Source organism: Amycolatopsis decaplanina DSM 44594, assembly GCF_000342005.1.
In the GTDB taxonomy this organism is placed as follows: Bacteria; Actinomycetota; Actinomycetes; order Mycobacteriales; family Pseudonocardiaceae; genus Amycolatopsis; species Amycolatopsis decaplanina.
In genome coordinates, this window is the sequence record NZ_AOHO01000065.1 from 58,812 (window position 1) to 74,133 (window position 15,322).

The 15,322-nt window shown below is 67.9% G+C and carries 11 protein-coding genes; 2 read left to right on the forward strand and 9 right to left on the reverse strand.

Features of this window, described 5'->3' with window-relative positions:
* Nucleotides 1-105: 105 nt before the first annotated feature.
* The 5 genes from H074_RS24195 to H074_RS24215 all read right to left on the reverse strand — a co-directional run bounded on the left by H074_RS24195 (nucleotide 106) and on the right by H074_RS24215 (nucleotide 9,120).
* Nucleotides 106-1,479, reverse strand: coding sequence for a diaminobutyrate--2-oxoglutarate transaminase family protein (locus tag H074_RS24195; RefSeq protein WP_007032697.1), 1,374 nt, complete (start codon nucleotides 1,477-1,479; stop codon nucleotides 106-108).
* Entirely contained in the window at nucleotides 1,476-5,540 is a 4,065-nt protein-coding gene (locus H074_RS24200) for a Pls/PosA family non-ribosomal peptide synthetase (protein WP_007032698.1), read from the reverse strand. Before H074_RS24200 ends, H074_RS24195 begins: the two co-directional genes overlap by 4 nt.
* On the reverse strand, nucleotides 5,537-6,805 hold the full coding sequence (locus H074_RS24205; RefSeq protein WP_083920489.1) for an aspartate kinase: 1,269 nt from the start codon (nucleotides 6,803-6,805) through the stop codon (nucleotides 5,537-5,539). The genes H074_RS24200 and H074_RS24205 overlap by 4 nt, the downstream gene beginning before the upstream one ends.
* A gap of 549 nt (nucleotides 6,806-7,354) precedes the next feature.
* Nucleotides 7,355-8,041: an ABC transporter ATP-binding protein gene (locus H074_RS24210; RefSeq protein WP_007032700.1), complete on the reverse strand. Its 687-nt coding sequence runs from the start codon at nucleotides 8,039-8,041 to the stop codon at nucleotides 7,355-7,357.
* A complete protein-coding gene (locus H074_RS24215; protein ID WP_007032701.1) occupies nucleotides 8,038-9,120 on the reverse strand; it encodes an ABC transporter permease in 1,083 nt (360 codons plus the stop codon). Before H074_RS24215 ends, H074_RS24210 begins: the two co-directional genes overlap by 4 nt.
* A 170-nt stretch (nucleotides 9,121-9,290) precedes the next feature.
* Here H074_RS24215 and H074_RS24220 point away from each other — a divergent pair, with 170 nt between their 5' ends.
* Both H074_RS24220 and H074_RS24225 read left to right on the forward strand, forming a co-directional pair.
* Entirely contained in the window at nucleotides 9,291-10,466 is a 1,176-nt protein-coding gene (locus H074_RS24220) for a sensor histidine kinase (protein ID WP_007032702.1), read from the forward strand.
* Nucleotides 10,463-11,098, forward strand: coding sequence for a response regulator (locus H074_RS24225; protein ID WP_007032703.1), 636 nt, complete (start codon nucleotides 10,463-10,465; stop codon nucleotides 11,096-11,098). Before H074_RS24220 ends, H074_RS24225 begins: the two co-directional genes overlap by 4 nt.
* Nucleotides 11,099-11,153: 55 nt before the next feature.
* On the opposite strand, the gene aztD is transcribed toward H074_RS24225, so the two are convergent.
* Genes aztD through aztB form a run of 4 tightly spaced genes read right to left on the reverse strand, consistent with a single transcriptional unit; the run spans nucleotide 11,154 to nucleotide 15,294 of the window.
* A complete protein-coding gene (gene aztD, locus H074_RS24230; RefSeq protein WP_007032704.1) occupies nucleotides 11,154-12,326 on the reverse strand; it encodes a zinc metallochaperone AztD in 1,173 nt (390 codons plus the stop codon).
* Between the two features lie 27 nt (nucleotides 12,327-12,353).
* Complete coding sequence (aztC, locus tag H074_RS24235; protein WP_007032705.1) at nucleotides 12,354-13,253, reverse strand: zinc ABC transporter substrate-binding protein AztC; 900 nt, start codon at nucleotides 13,251-13,253, stop codon at nucleotides 12,354-12,356.
* On the reverse strand, nucleotides 13,250-14,446 hold the full coding sequence (locus H074_RS24240) for a WD40 repeat domain-containing protein (RefSeq protein ID WP_039923301.1): 1,197 nt from the start codon (nucleotides 14,444-14,446) through the stop codon (nucleotides 13,250-13,252). Before H074_RS24240 ends, aztC begins: the two co-directional genes overlap by 4 nt.
* The gene (aztB, locus tag H074_RS24245) at nucleotides 14,443-15,294 is read right to left on the reverse strand and encodes a zinc ABC transporter permease AztB (RefSeq protein ID WP_039923267.1); all 852 of its coding nucleotides are present in this window, start codon (nucleotides 15,292-15,294) and stop codon (nucleotides 14,443-14,445) included. The genes H074_RS24240 and aztB overlap by 4 nt, the downstream gene beginning before the upstream one ends.
* Nucleotides 15,295-15,322: the final 28 nt, after the last annotated feature.

The window sequence follows — 15,322 nt, forward strand, 5'->3', positions numbered from 1 at the left end:
AGCGGTATAATAATACCAACCTGCGGCGGTCCTACGGTCGCGTCTCGTGAGTGGTAAGGACGGTTAGAACCGTCCTTACCACTCACGAGACGAGCCGCCACGACTTCACTGCAGCGGCGGGCCACAGCGCTCGATCGCGTCGAGCAGGATCACGCAGGCGAGTTCGATCTCCTCGGCGGTCACGGTGAGCGGCGGCATCAGCCGGATCACGCTGTCGTCGCGGCCGCCGAGTTCGACGATCAGTCCTTGCCGCAACGCGTACGCCTGCACGGCGCGGGCGTATCCGCCTGCCGGACGGCCATCGCGCGGATCGGCCAGCTCGATCCCCCACATCAGGCCGAGGCCGCGAACCTCACGGACCCAGAGGTGACCGTGCAGGGAGCCGAGCCGCTGTGCGAGCTGTAACCCACGCTGCCGGACATTCCCCAGCACGTCGTCCCGCCGGACGACGTGGACGGCCGCCACACCGGCGGCGAACGCGGCCTGGTTGCCCCGGAACGTGCCGGTGTGCGCACCGGGCGCCCAGCCGTCCAATCGCTCGTCGTAGAAGATCACCGCCACCGGGAGTCCCATTCCGCTCAAGGCCTTCGAGGCGATGATCACGTCGGGCTCGATGTCGTAGTGCTCGAACGCGAACCAGGTTCCGGTGCGGCCGCACCCGGTCTGCACCTCGTCGACGATGAGGGGGATGTCCAGCTCCGCGGTCAGCGCGCGGACACGCCGCACGAAATCGCGGTCCGCCGGGATGATCCCGCCTTCGCCCTGCACCATTTCCAGGATCACCGCGGCGGGAAGGGGAATACCGCCGTTGGGATCGCGCAGCGATCGCTCCAGCAAGCCCACGCAGTTGGTCTCACAAGTGTCCGGCGAGAGGCCCACCGGACACCGGGCGCAGTAGGAGTACGGGAAGAAGTGCACCCCGGGCACACCGTTGGCGATCGGCCGTTTCTGCGCGACGAGACCGGTCAACGCCATCGCGGCGTGGCTCGAGCCGTGGAACCCGCCCTGGAAGGACACCAGGTCACCACGGCCGGTCGCGGTCTTGCACAGTTTGATGGCGGCGTCCACGGCGTTCGCCCCGCCGGGGCCGCAGAAGTGCATCCGCATCCGCGAGCGCAGGCTCGAAGGCAGCATGGACAACTGGGCGTCGACGAACTCGCGTTTCGCCGGTGTCGGGAAGTCCAGGCCGTGGGTGAGCACGTTCAGTTGTCCGGAGGCCGCATGTACCAGTTCGGGATGATTGTGGCCGAGGGAGAGCACACCCGCGCCTGCCAGGAAGTCGATGAAGACGTTCCCGTCCACGTCCCACAGATAGCTGCCCTCGCCACCCGCGATCGCGATCGGCAGGTGGCGTGGATACGCCCGCGCGCTGGACTCCCACTGTCGCTGGTGTTCGAGGAACTCGGCTGAGCGCGGGCCGGGCAGGGCACCTTCGACGCGAGGCGCCAGTGCCGGTCTCGCCGTGGGGGTGTGGGTCATGGCAGCCTCCTTGCCGCGGTGATCTCTTCCGCCGTGTCGAGCTCGACCGCGGGATTGGCGTGCCAGCGGGTTCGCGCCGGGGGCGCGGTGCCCTTCATCAAGAACGCGTCCGCTTCGGCGATCGCCGCTTCCGCCATCGTCACTCCATAGTGGACAAAGGCGCCGGTGCCGAGAGTGCATCCCGCGCCGATGGTGATGTAGTCGGATTTGAACGTGCCGTCCTCGAGCGAATGTCCTTGTACGACGGTGTGCAGGTTGAGCACACAGTCGTCGCCGATGGTCACCAGGGACCGTTCCGGGATCGCGCATCCGTCGTCGAAGACGCGGCGGCCGATCCGGACGCCGAGTCGGCGCAGGAGGAAGGGCTTGAACGGAGTGCCGTCGAACAACGCGAGATAGCGGGCGGGACTGAGCTTCCAGAACCGCTCGTGCCGCCAGAAGACCGGATCGTAGATCGAGCAGAACCTCGGCCGCAGCGCCCGGAAGCCCTGTACGGCGAGTTCCGCCAGCATGAGGAACGCCACCGAGAAAACCAGGGTCGCCACGATGCCGCCACCGACGGCGAGTGGGCCGAGCCTCTCGTGCAGGACGCCGGCCGCCGTGCCGATCAGCAGGACTCCGAACAGGTGCAGCCAGTGCACGAGCAGGTAGACGAGGATCGTGACGGTGTTGTGGCGGTTCTTCGCTCTCAGCCCCTGACGCAAGGCGTCTCCGGTGCCGAGGTGCTCGAACCCGGTGTCACGCCGGACCGTCCGGGGAATCTCGAACGCGGGTGACCCCAGCAGACCGACGTTCTCCCGGACAGGTCCGTCCAGTGGAACGAGGACCTTGGTCGCCAGCAGGCAGTTCCGGCCGATTCGCGCGTCCGGCGGGAAGGCGATTTCGTTGCCCAGGAACGCCTGCGGCGCGACGGACGTCCTGCGCAGCCGGAATGACGAGGCGGAGAAGTCGGCGTTGAGCAGTGAAAGACCGTCCGAGACTATCGTCCCGGTGCCCACCGTGCTGAGGAACGGCGTCTCGTGCTTGACCTCGACCCCGAAGTTGGATCCGGTCTGCTGGACCTTCGACAGGTCGTACCCCAGCGCGCGCAGGTAGTACACGATGTAGCTGCTGTCGCCGAACAGGTACGTGTACGTACGCAAGTTGGTCAGCCGCGCGATCAGCCGCTGGATCGCGAAATGCCTGCCGTAGAGCGGGTAGACGTGGTCCGGCCGGAGGAACAGGCCGAGCAGGCGTGGGATCGTGAGGACGACAGTCAGCCCGGCGAGCAATGCCCCGAAGTACAGCAGTGCCGAGTCCGCGATCCGGCCGCGGTAGAAGGCCCAGCTCGTGAAGTCCGCCGTGGCGGTGAACCAGCGGTCGACGAGCACGTCCGCACCGCCCAGCATCACGGGAAGCGTCACCAGCAGCAGAAGCAGCAGGCTGGACACGCAGAAGACGATCGGCCTGAGCCTGCCGCGCGGAACCGTTCCCAGCGCCCGGTAGTCCACAGCGGAGAGACGGGCGGGAGACCCGTGCCAGCTCTCGCCGTCGGGAATGGACTGTCCGGCGTTCAAGGACGACGAGTGACCGAGCTGCGCGTCATCACCGAGTGCCGTGCCGATGTCGAGCACGGTCATTTCACCGACGAAGGCGTGGTCTCCGAGGGTGACCCGGCCGGTCTGGATCCGGCCCGCCCTGGCGCGGTAGCACGAGAAGTAGGCGTCCTTCCGGATGACCGTCCCGGCGCCGACGCTCAGCAGATCGGTGCAGACCGGCGGGTTCCGGGACAGGATGACCGCGCCTTCGCCGATGTCCGCACCGAGCGCCCGCAGGTACCACGAATACAGCGGCGTTCCGGTGAACAGCATCAGCGGGCTGAACCTGACCAGCGTCTTGACCGTCCAGAAGCGCAGATAGCCGAGGCTCCACAACGGGATCTCCCCCGGCTTCCACCGGCCGACGACCACCCACTTCGCCAGAATCGGCACCACGGAGAGAACGACGAACACGACAAGCCCGACTCCGACAGCGCGCGCGTAGCTCTCGACGAAACCCGTCGCGGCGGAGATCCAGGTGAATCCCGTGTCCAGGATCCAGCCCGAACCGGCGGCGTAGGCGAGGAAAGCCAAGAGCTGGAACACTCCACAGAGGGCATACGAAACGCTCGACGCCCGGAGCGGCTCCTCGGCACGCGCGACCGTGACCTGGGCCGCGGGGGCGGCCAAGCCGGCGAGCCCCCGAATGGTGGGGTTGAGGTACACGTCCCTGGCCGACAGCGGCGCGACGTCGCCACGTTCCCGGACCACGGCGCAGAACTTGGCCAGCAGCAGGGAGTCGGCACCGTAATCGTCGAAGAAGTGCCCCGTCGCCGAAATCCGCTCGATTCCGAGGACACCACCCAGAGCCTCCGCCAAGTGGAGTTCGGTCTCGGTGGCAGGTGCCACGTAGTCGACGTCGTTTCCCGCTCTTCGCGGGCCGCTGGGTGCCGGGAGGTGCTTGCGATCGGCCTTCCCCGCCGGTGTCAGCGGGATGTGGTCGAGCTGTTCGAGGTAGGCGGGCACCATGTAGCCCGGCAGCAGTTCCGCCAGACGACGACGTAATTCTCCGGGATCGATGTCCGCCTTGTCGCGTCGCAGGCTGTAGTAGGCGACCAGTTCGGTGGTGCCGGCTTCCGGATGGTGGGTTTCGACCACCGCCTGGGCGATCCCGGGGATCTGCAGGAGAACCGATTCGATCTCGGTGAGCTCGACACGGTACCCGCGGATCTTCACCTGGGTGTCGGCACGGCCGTGGTACTCGATCTCCCCTTCCGGGGTGATCCGGCCCAGGTCTCCGGTGCGATAGATGCGGTGGGACGGGTTGTGCCCGATGCCGAGGAAGTCCGGGATGAACGCGCGCTCGGTCAGATCGGGCCGGTTCAGATAGCCCCCGGCGAGCCCGATCCCGGCGATGCCGATCTCCCCCAGTTCGCCCGCGGCCAGCGCCTTCGGCTCGTCCGGATCGAGGATGACGACCGAATAGGTGGGCAAGGGCACCCCGATGGTCACCGGCCGATCCGGTCGCAGCACCGACCACGTCGCGGTGACAGTGGCCTCTGTCGGCCCGTAGACATTGAGGAAACGTCTGTCCGCGCGATACCAGCGGCGCACGAGATCTTCGGGGCACGCTTCACCGGACACGAGGAGGAACCGCAGCAGCGGCAGGTCCTCGTCGAGACTGGCCAGCAGCGTCGGGACGCAGCACAACGCGGTGACCCGGTTCTCCCGCAGGAATTCGAGGAGGTCGTGGCCGACCAGGGCGGCGCCGCCGGGCTTCGGCACGAGCGTCGCTCCGCACAGCAACGGCACCCAGATCTCCTCGACCGAGAAGTCGAACGCGATCGTCATGCCCTGGTAGATTCGGTCGGTGCCCTGGATGCCGTAGACGTCGGCGGCGACCCGGACGAAGTTGCAGATCGAAGCGTGGTCGATCGTCACGCCTTTAGGCCGCCCCGTAGAGCCGGACGTGTAGACGACGTAACAGAGTTCGTCCGCCGGAGTGCCCTTCTCCGCCGCGCTGAGCCGGTCGCCCGGCAGCGCGGCGATCCGGTCCGAGTCCTCGTCGAGGCAGACCAGATCGACGCTGCCGGGCTCGAACCGGTCGCGCAGGCCGGAGGTCGACACCACGAGCCGGACACCGGCGTCCTGGACGATGTAGGCCAGGCGGTCATCCGGAAATCCCACGTCCAGGGGCACGTACGCCGCGTTGACCTTGAGCACGGCGAGCATCGCGACGTAAGGATGAACCGGCTCATCGAACAACAACCCGATCCGATCGCCGGGCCGCACCCCGCGCGCTCGCAGGTGCCGGGCGAGCCGGTTGGCTTGCTCGTCCAAGCCGTCGAACGTGAGCTTCGTGCTCCCGGCGTCCACCGCGAGGCGGTCGCCGAGCCCGTCCGCGCGCAACCGGTCACAGAGCCGCTCGTACAACTGCTCCAGCCGATCGCCGACGCGCCACCGAACCCGCTGTTCGTGACCGTCGCACGTCAGGACCAGGCCATCGGTGGTGAACTGACCCGACGGCTGTCCGTACGGGCTCATGCCCTGTCCTCCGCCAAGCCGAAAGAATCGTGCAGCGCTCGGACGGTCGTGTCGACGGCGTCTGCGGGGATGACGGCGGTGAGGCGCGACTGCGACGTCGTCATCGCCGGCACCGTGACCCGGTGGTCGGCGAGGACCCGCAGCAACTCGGGCAGGAACCCGGGCGGATCTAGGAGCGCGGTGCCGACCACGGAAACCGAGCCGAGATCCTCGAAGACCGTGGAGCGGGCGTCCAGTTCCTTCGCGAGTTCGGTGATCGGCAGGCCGGGCGGCTCCGAACCCCGGACGGTGAACCGCAGCTCGCCGGGATCGGGCCAGCTCAGGTTGTCCGGTCTCACCCCGCAGCCTGCCAGCATCGCGAGCACGCGCGCGTAATGGTCCGGGCCGGAGGCCGAAACCTCGACCCGGACCAGCCGCACGTCACGTTCATGCGCGATGCCGATGACGCGGGGAGTGCCTTCCAGCGACGCTTCTCCCGCCGTGACGACGGTGGAAGGACCGGGATCCGAAGAATGCGTCACCCGCACCGCCACCCCGTGACGGCGCGCCAGCTCGACGGATCTGGGATGCAGCACACGGGCACCGAGCCCGGCGAGCTCGACCATGGTGTCGTAGGAGATCTTCCGGACCGGACGGGTGTCCGGGACGATCCGGGGGTCGGCCGTGCGAACGCCGTGGACGTCGGTGCGGATCTCGCATTCGGAACCGCCGAGCGCGGCCGCGAGCGCCACCGCGGTGGTGTCGGAACCGCCTCTGCCCAGGGTCAGCAGTTCGCCGTCGGCGTCACGTCCCTGAAACCCGGCGACCACGACGACCTGCGCGTCACGCAGTCGCGCGACGATCTTGCCGGGATCGACCCGCACGATGGTTCCGGCGCCCGGTTCGCCGCTCACTTCGATCCCCGCCTGGTCACCGGACAACGAGACGGCCGCGACCCCGCGCTCGGCAAGGGCCATGGCGAGGACCGATGCGGAGACCTGTTCACCTGTCGCCATCAATTGGTCGAGCTCCCGGGGAACGGGTGGTTCGGCGAACTCCTCGGCCAGGGCGATCAGCCGGTCGGTGGTGTCCCCCATCGCCGACACGACCAGGACCACCCGATCTCCCGCTTCGGCGATCGCGGCCACCTCGGCGGCCACCTCGTTCACCATTCCAGGTGTGGCCAGCGACGAGCCGCCGTATTTCCGTATGACCAGTCCTTCGCTTCGCTTCTTCCGTAAAGGTGACTCAAGGCTGACATCGAGATTCGCGGAAAAATTCACCATTTTCCTTAATAGATCGCCACTTCGGTCGTGTTTGCATTCGGACAATCAACCCGCCACAAATACGGGTATTCGCGACGGGGTCCACGGCAAGAGTCCGGAAGTGCCTGCCGGACATGATGCCCTGGCGCGGGTGACAGGTTTGGAAAGTAGTGCGAGACACTTTGTTCGGGTACCTACATAAGTACTAAAGATCGGCCGGCCGTTTCTCGCAGGTCATAACCCGGCGACAATGCGCAAGGTTATGGCGGCAAACAGCCGAGTTCGATGGAATTAGGTCAGAAGAATGACGTGTTCGCATTGCCTTCGAAATTCGACAGAGCGGCCGCGTGGCAAAGCGGAACGAATTCCATCGCTCGTCGGAGGTTACGATATCCTTTTACGCGCCCGACAGCCGGGATGAACCCGTCAAAATGACCATGTCGGGCTTGGCGGTCGAAACCCAGCATTTCCCTGATTCCTCCTGCTCGAAGTACGTGAAGGCCCCCTTCATTGCGTCTAGCGCAATGAAGGGGGCCTTCACGTACTTCTCGGCCGTTCAGCCTGGGAGCGTTAAAGAGGGGCCGGTGAAGGGATGCTCAACCGTCCATCGTGGACTTCGACGATCCGGTCCACCGCGGCGAGATGGACGCGGTCGTGCGTGACCAGAACGGTGGCGGTGGCGCGCTGGCGGGTCAGGCGGGTGATCAGGTCGATGACGGCGGCGCCGCGGTCGTGGTCGAGGGCGCTCGTCGGTTCGTCGATCAGCAGCACGGTGGGTTCGTTCATCAGCGCGCGGGCGATGTTCACCCGCTGCCGTTGACCGCCGGAGAGCTGATGCGGGCGACGTCCCGCCTGCGGCGCGAGCCCGACGGCGTCGAGCAGATCCATGGCCACACCACGCGCCTCGGCCGGGGAGCGGCCGTCGATCCGGGCCATGACCTGAAGCTGTTCGGCGGCGGTGAGGGACGGCAGCAGATTGGGTTGCTGGAAGACGATCCCGATCTTGCGGCGGCGTAGTTCGGTGAGTTCGCCTCGGGTCAGACCGGTGGTCGTGGTGCCGTCGATGGTGACGGCCCCGTGATCCGGGGTGATGAGGGTGGCGGCGACGGCGAGCAGGCTCGACTTCCCGGAGCCGGAGGGCCCGGCGACAGCGGTGAGCGCACCCGGCGGGACCTCCAACGTGACGTCGTCGAGGGCGGTGAGGCGGGAATCGCCGTCAGGATAGGTGAGGGTGACACCGGTCAGGCTCAGGCTCATCGGGCACTCCCCAGTGCGGTCAGCGGGTCGACGGAAGTGATGCGGCGGACGGAAAGCGCGGCACCCAGCGCGCCGAGCAGGATCATCACGGCGGCCGGGACGAGCACGGTGGCCGGAGTCAGCAGGAAGGGCACGGCGGAGCCGGCGACGACGGTGCCGAGGCCGACGGCCAATCCGGTCCCGACGGCGGTGCCGCCGACGAGAAGGACGACAGCCTGGCCGAGCGCATCCTTCAGCAGGAAGGCCGTGCTCGCCCCCAACGCCTTGAGGACGGCGATGTCGCCGCTGCGCTGGATGGTCCAGACGGTGAAGAAGGCGCCGATCACGAGGGCGGAGATGGCGAACAGGAAGCCGCGCATCAATTGCAGCGAACCGTTTTCGGAGGTGTAGGAGCCGATCGCGGACAACGAGTCGCTCTTCGACACCGTCTTCGTGCCGGCGGCGAGATCGGTGGCCGCGAGATCGGCATCGGCCGTGGTGGCCAGCGCGAGCACCGTCGCGCTCGTCTCGCCGCCCGTGGGCGGCGCGGTCTTCGCCCAGACGTCGAGGCCGGCCCACACCACCGGGGTGTGGCTGAACCAGGCGTCCCCCGAGACGGCGGCGACCGTCAGCGGGCGCCCGGCGACGGCGATGGTGTCCCCGCTCCGGACGCCGAGGTCTTCGGCGGCGGGCGCCGACAGCACCACCGAATCGCCGGTGATCTTCTCGCTGTCCGGGGCGAGCGCCGAACCGGCCTGGACACCGAACACGGAGATCCCGGTGCTGCGGTTCGCCGCCGTGGCCTTGGTGGTGGCGATGCCCAGCGGCTCGGCACCGGTGACACCCGGGGTCTCGGACCACTGTCGCCGCTGTGTCTCGGTGACCGCGGAGTTGGCGTACGAGAGGCTCTGCCCGTCACCAGGAGCGGCGAAGACGATCTTGTCCGCGGGCAGGCCGGTGATCGCGGAAATGTTCTGCTCGCCCAGCCCCGCGGTGAGCCCGGACAACAGGCCGACCAGCAGCGTGATCAGCACGACGACGGCCCCCATCAGGGCGAACCGCCCTTTGGCGAATCTCAGGTCTCTCCAGGCGACGAACACGGCTCGGTCTGTCCTCTCCGGCGGGTGGGCTGGTTACCACCCCACGATCGCCGCCGGTGACCGCGACGACATCTGGCCGGAGATGGCACTTCGCCCGCCGGAAGACGGCACGCCGTCTCTACCTTTGGATAGAGGCGCCCGCCGATCCCGCTCCGTAATCTGGACGCACTGTGACCACCGCGCCCGCTTTGACCCCGACCAGCCGGGTGCTGACCTGGTGTCTGCACCTGCTGCTCATCGCCCTGCTCGCACTGGCCGCCGCGCGGGCGGTGACCGACGGCTCACCCGACGCGGGAGCGGTCGTCGCGGCGGCGCTGACGTGCGTTGTGGTGTACGCGGCCGGCCCGCTCCTGCCCCGCGTCAGGACGTCTCGGCGGGCCGCCATGTGGTGGCTGATCGCCGTAGGCCTTGTGTGGCTGGTCCTGCTGGTGCTGACCGCCGACGGTGTCTGGGTCGCCTTCCCGCTGTACTTCCTGCAGCTGCATCTGCTGCCGCGCCGCCAAGGCCTGTTCGCGGTGATCGCGACCGCGCTGGCGGCGATCACCGCGTTCGCGGCCCACCAGGGTTCCTTCGTCCCGGCCGCGGCGATCGGCCCGGCACTCGGCGCAGCGGTCGCGGTCGCGGTCGTATGGGGTTACCAGGCGTTGTACCGCGAAAGCGAACGACGCCGAAATCTGATCGAGGAGCTCACCGCCACCCGCGCCGACCTCGCCGAAGCCCAGCACGCGGCGGGGGTGCTCGCCGAGCGGGAGCGGCTGGCCCACGAGATCCACGACACCCTCGCCCAGGGACTGTCGAGCATTCAACTCTTGTTGCGTGCCGCGGAAAGAACGCTGCCCGACACCGCCGGGAACGCCGCCCGCTACGTCGAACAGGCTCGTCAAGCGGCCGCGGACAACCTCGCCGAAGCCCGCCGGTTCGTCGTCGCCCTCTCACCTCCCGCGCTCGACGACACCACGCTGGCCGACGCGCTGCAACGGTTGTGCGCCACCACCAGCGCCCGGCACCGGATCACCGCGCGCTTCCACCTCACCGGCGTTCCGGTTCCGCTGCCGACAGCGCACGAGGTCGCGTTGCTGCGCATCGGTCAGGCAGCCCTCGCGAACACCGTCCGGCACGCCGACGCTTCCACCGCCGAGGTCACCTTGAGCTACCTCGGCGAGCACGTCACCCTCGATGTCGCCGACAACGGCATCGGCTTCGATCCCGAACACAGCGGCTTCGGACTGACCGCGATGCGTACCCGGGCGGAAGCCCTGGGCGGCACCCTCACCGTCGAATCCTCCCCCGGGCAGGGCACCAGCTTGTCCGTGCGGCTGCCCGTCGAACCCAAGGAACGCCCGTGACCGAACCCCCGATCCGGCTCCTCCTGGCCGACGACCACCCGATCGTCCGGGCGGGACTCCGCGCCGTGCTGGAAACCGAACCCGGTCTCGTCGTCTCGGCCGAAGCCGCGACCGCGGAGGAAGCGGTCGCCCGCGCCGCGGAAGGCGACATCGACGTTGTGCTGATGGACCTGCGCTTCGGCTCCGGCATGACCGGGGCCGAAGCCACCGCGGTGATCACCGCGCGGCCGGACGCTCCCCGCGTCCTGATCGTCACCACCTACGACACCGACGCCGACACGCTGCCCGCCATCGAAGCGGGCGCCACCGGCTATCTCCTCAAGGACGCTCCTCCCGAGGATCTGGTGGCCGCCGTGCGCACCGCCGCCGCCGGGCGCACCACACTCGCCCCGACCGTCGCCGACCGGCTCATGAACCGGATGCGGATGCCCTCCACCGCACTGACCTTGCGCGAGATCGAAGTCCTGGTCCTGGTCGCCGACGGCCTGTCCAACCGGGCCATCGCGGACCGGCTCCATCTGACCGAGGGCACCGTGAAATCCCACCTGGCCCGCAGTTACACCAAACTCGGCGTCGACTCACGTACCGCCGCCGTCGCCACCGCGACCGATCTCGGCCTCATCCGCCGCTGAAACACCTCGTGAGTGGTAAGGACGGTTAGAACCGTCCTTACCACTCACGAGTGGATCATCCTCCGAGCACGCCGCTGACCTCGTTCGGCGTTCCCGGAATCGTCCCGGTCGCGGTCTTCGTACCGGAGGCGAGGTCGACCGAGTGGATCTCCTTTTTGCCGGGATCGGTGACGTAGGCGGTTCCGCCCCGGACGAAGATCGCCGGACGCGGCTGCTGCCACTCGATCGGTTCCTGCCAGGAACCGATCACCGCGATCTTCCGCGTCACCGCACCGGTCACCGGGTCGATCACATGGATCTGCCCGTCGGTACCCAGCACCAGGGCCTCGCCCTGGGGGCCGCGGGCCAGCGACCGGAAGGTGTAGCTGGTCCCGATGTCGACGTGCTTGAGCGTGGCCTTCTCGGTGTCGATCAGGGAGACCCGGCTCGGGCGTTCGAGCTCGGCCGCCTCGTCGACCTTGTAGTCACCCAAGGTGATCGGGGATACGTCCGAGCCAGCCTGGTTGCCGATGCGTCCGTAGGGGTCCGGGCTGGTCACCTTGGTGATGACGCCGTTTCGGTAGATCAGCGCACCGGTTTGGCAACCGACCACGATCGCCTCCCCGCGAGCGGCGGCTTCACCGTGCACGCCAGGGCACTGCTCGTTGCGCGCGATCTCCTTTTTGTCCCTGTCCAGCACCACGATCCCGGACCGCTTGTCCTTGTTCCCGACGGTGGTGACCAGTTCGCCGTTTTCGAGTTCGACGGCCACACCGTGATGCGCTTCGGGCGTCTTGTGTTTCGGTGCGGGTAACGCCGCGGTGCCGATCGTCTTCGGGTCGAAGACGGTCACTTCGCCGGTCCCGTCGGCGAACAGCGCCGTCTTGCCGGCGTGCCGGACGACGTGACCCGGCTTGGCCGCCTTCAGCTCGTTGTCCGTGAGCACGGCACCGACGGCGTCGAGAACCCGGAACCCGGTGGAGGTCGAGACCAGGAGGTGCCGGTCGTTCCCGGCGGGGTTGAGCCGGTTGAAGCCTTCCAGCGGAAGGTTCTTGGCCACCTTCAGGGTCTTCCCGTCGAGCAGGACGATTCCCCCGTCATAGGTGACGGCCACCGGATTCGCGACGACCGGTGCCGGAGCCGCGTCCTTTCCGGCATTCGCAGCCGGCTGTTCGGTCCCGCACGCGGCGAGCGCGAGCGTGCTCGCCGTCGTCGCCATCAGCGCGAGGTATCGGGTTTTCCGTGCCATTTCAGTTGTGCCTTTCGTCTGTTCCGATCAGGAACGGGTCAAACCGGTGGTGATCGATTCGGTGTTGGCGCGCATCATTTCGAGATAGGTGGCCGCGCCCTGGCCTGGTTCACTGAGCGATTCCGAGAACAAGGGCTTCACCTGGACGTGCAGCCCGGCCTGCTCGGCCAGTACCCGCGCGAGCCGGTCCGGTTGCGAGGAATCGGCGAAGATCACCGGGACTCCCGCCGCGCGAACGGTGTCGGCGAGTGCTTTCAGATCCGAGGAGCTCGGCGAAGCGAGCGTGGTTCCTCCGGGGATCACCGCGCCGACGACCTCGAACCCGAACCGCTGGGCCAGATAGCCGAACACGTGGTGATTCGTGACCAGCTTCCGGCGCTCGGGCGGAATCCCACCGAACTTCTCGTTCATCATCGTGTCGAGCGCCTCGATCTCCCCGCGATAGCGTTCGGCGTTGGCCCGGATCACCGCTTCGTCCACCCCGTCGACATGGGCGACGACCTCGTCGGCGATCGTTTTCACCGCGTCGCGCACCCGTGCCGGATCCGTCCAGAAATGCGGGTCCGGCTTGTTGTCGGCGTAACTGATCGGGTTCACCCGCTCGCCGGCGGCAAGCGCCGGTACGCCGTTTTCCTCGGCTGTGCGGACAGTGCGCAGCATGCCCTCTTCGAGACCGAGTCCGTTGTAGACGATCAGACCGGCCCGCTCGACCTGGGCCGCCTGCTGTGCGGAGATACCGAAAGAATGCGGGTCGGCGTTCGGCTTCATCAACACGGTCACTTCGGCCTGATCGCCGACGACGGCACGGGTGATGTCGCCGAGAATGTTCGTCGTGACGACGACCGACTTGCCGCCTCCGCCGCTTCCGGAGCACCCTGCCGCCGCCAGCAGCGCCACCACGAACAGGGCGAGTGCCCGGCGCCTCATCGGCCGGTCTCCACGATGTGGCCCGCCTTGCCGCCGACCTTCAGCGTCCTGGCGCGACGGAGGTTGTCGTTGTAGTCGATTTCGTACACCTCCGCCGAGAGCGGGTTGTTGAGATAGGCGCGGGTCGAATCGACCTGGATCGAGGGAACGTCGGCGGCGGTCGCTTCGGGCGTCAGGAGCGGGATGGCCGCCTGTTCCTTTCCGGCGCTGTCGAAGGAGCGGAGCTTTCCGTCTCGAGTGAGGACCAGCAGCGGGCCGCCCTCTCCGACGGCGTTCACCGCGGCGATCGGTCCGGTCTCGACGTACTGCCAGCTGCGGCGCCCGACGTCCAGCGACCACACGGCGGACTCCCCCGCCCGCGCCGCGAGCGTGGCGCCACCCGGCCGGTGGAAGAAGGCGGTGGCGCGTTCCTGCGCGGTGACACTGCGCGGGTACGGGATCTTCACCCCGGCGAACGCACCGTCCTTTTCGGTCACCAGCAGAGCGCCGTCCGCACAACCGAAGACGACACCTCGCCGGGTCACGGCCTGGCCCCGCAGTTCCGGGCACGGCTGGTCGATCTCCGCCACGGCCTTGCCCTGACGGTCATGGACGCGCACTCCGCGAGCGAGCGGCTTTCCGATGTCCGCCACCGTGGCGATGATGTGCCCGCCGTAGGGGATCGCGACACCGGCGTGCGGCTCGCGCGTGATCTTCCCCAGTGCGGTCACGGATCCCTTGTCGAGCGCGGCCCGGTCGAGCAACGTCGCGGTACCGTCCGAATAGGACAGTGCGGAGACGGCGGGATCGCTGTAGGCCGCCAAAGGCTGTTTGCCCGGTGCGACGCCGACGTCTCGGACCTTCGCCCGGTAATAGTGGACATGGTCACCGTGGTCGACCATCCAGGACCCGCTGTCGATCACGCGGATCGTGCCGTCGCGAGCGGTCAGGTAGCCGAAGCGGCCGTCACCGGTCACGGCCCGCACACCGTCGACTCGTCCGACTTCGTGGACCTCCTCGGTGATGAGATCCACGACGCGCACGGCACCCGTGTCCGCATCGGCGACGATCAGCCGTGACTGTGCCTCGGCCGCCTCTTCGGCACCTTCGACGTAGCCGTGCGGAACTTCCGGGGGCACCTCACCCGGCTGTTCCGCGCCGCACGCCGCCAAGGTCAGCGCCGCGACGACCGCCGTCACTGCTTTCAGTTTCATCGTGAGCACTCGATCTCCGGTGTCAGGGAACGGAATCGCTGTCGCGCGAAGGACAGGAACGCGGAAAGGAAGAACAGGAGGACCGCGCCGGCGGCGATGGTCGCGCCCGCCGCGGTGCCCCAATGCCACGACACGAGCAGGCCGCCGACCGTGGCGGCGATGCCCAGTGACGCCGCGATGAGCATGATCGTGGTGATCCGCCGCGACCAGAAGAGCGCCGCCGCGGCCGGGGCGATGAGCAGGCCGAACACCAGCAGCGTCCCCACTACGCGGAACGACGCGACGATCGTCAACGTGACCAGCCCGAGCAGCACCGCGTTCGCCAGGCGCGGGCGAAGCCCCAGTGTGTGCGCTTTGCGGACATCGAAGGTGAGCGCGGTGAACGAGCGATGTCCCAGCACGGCCGCCACTCCCACGACGAACAGGGTGATCGCGAGGCCCACCAGGTCGCCGGATCCGACGGCGAGCACATCACCGAACAGGAATCCGGTGAGATCCACCGCGAACGACCGCGAGTGGGACACGATGATCACGCCGCTCGCGAGCATGCCGACGAAGAGCAGTCCGATCGTGGTGTCCTCGGACAGCCGCCGCGAACGCCCGAGGGCCGTCACGCCGAGGGCCATCACCCCGGCACTGATCGCCGCGCCGATCAACAGGTTCACGCCGGTCAGGGAGGCGATCGCCACGCCGGGCAACATGCCGTGCGACATCGCGTCGCCGATGAAGGCCATACCGCGCAACACCACCCAGGTGCCCACGATGGCGCACACCGCCGAAACGAGCACTCCCGCCACCAGCGCACGCTGGACGAACGACACCTCGAAGGGGATCAGCAACCACTCCACGCGTCACACTATAGTGGTAATGATTGTC

Excerpts from the sequence above, each read along its gene's own strand:
- aztD (WP_007032704.1), bottom strand. The coding sequence starts at position 12,326 with ATGGCACGGAAAACCCGATACCTCGCGCTGATGGCGACGACGGCGAGC.
- H074_RS24205 (WP_083920489.1), bottom strand. The coding sequence starts at position 6,805 with ATGGTGAATTTTTCCGCGAATCTCGATGTCAGCCTTGAGTCACCTTTA.
- H074_RS24195 (WP_007032697.1), bottom strand. The coding sequence starts at position 1,479 with ATGACCCACACCCCCACGGCGAGACCGGCACTGGCGCCTCGCGTCGAA.
- H074_RS24210 (WP_007032700.1), bottom strand. The coding sequence starts at position 8,041 with ATGAGCCTGAGCCTGACCGGTGTCACCCTCACCTATCCTGACGGCGAT.
- H074_RS24200 (WP_007032698.1), bottom strand. The coding sequence starts at position 5,540 with ATGAGCCCGTACGGACAGCCGTCGGGTCAGTTCACCACCGATGGCCTG.
- H074_RS24240 (WP_039923301.1), bottom strand. The coding sequence starts at position 14,446 with ATGAAACTGAAAGCAGTGACGGCGGTCGTCGCGGCGCTGACCTTGGCG.
- aztC (WP_007032705.1), bottom strand. The coding sequence starts at position 13,253 with ATGAGGCGCCGGGCACTCGCCCTGTTCGTGGTGGCGCTGCTGGCGGCG.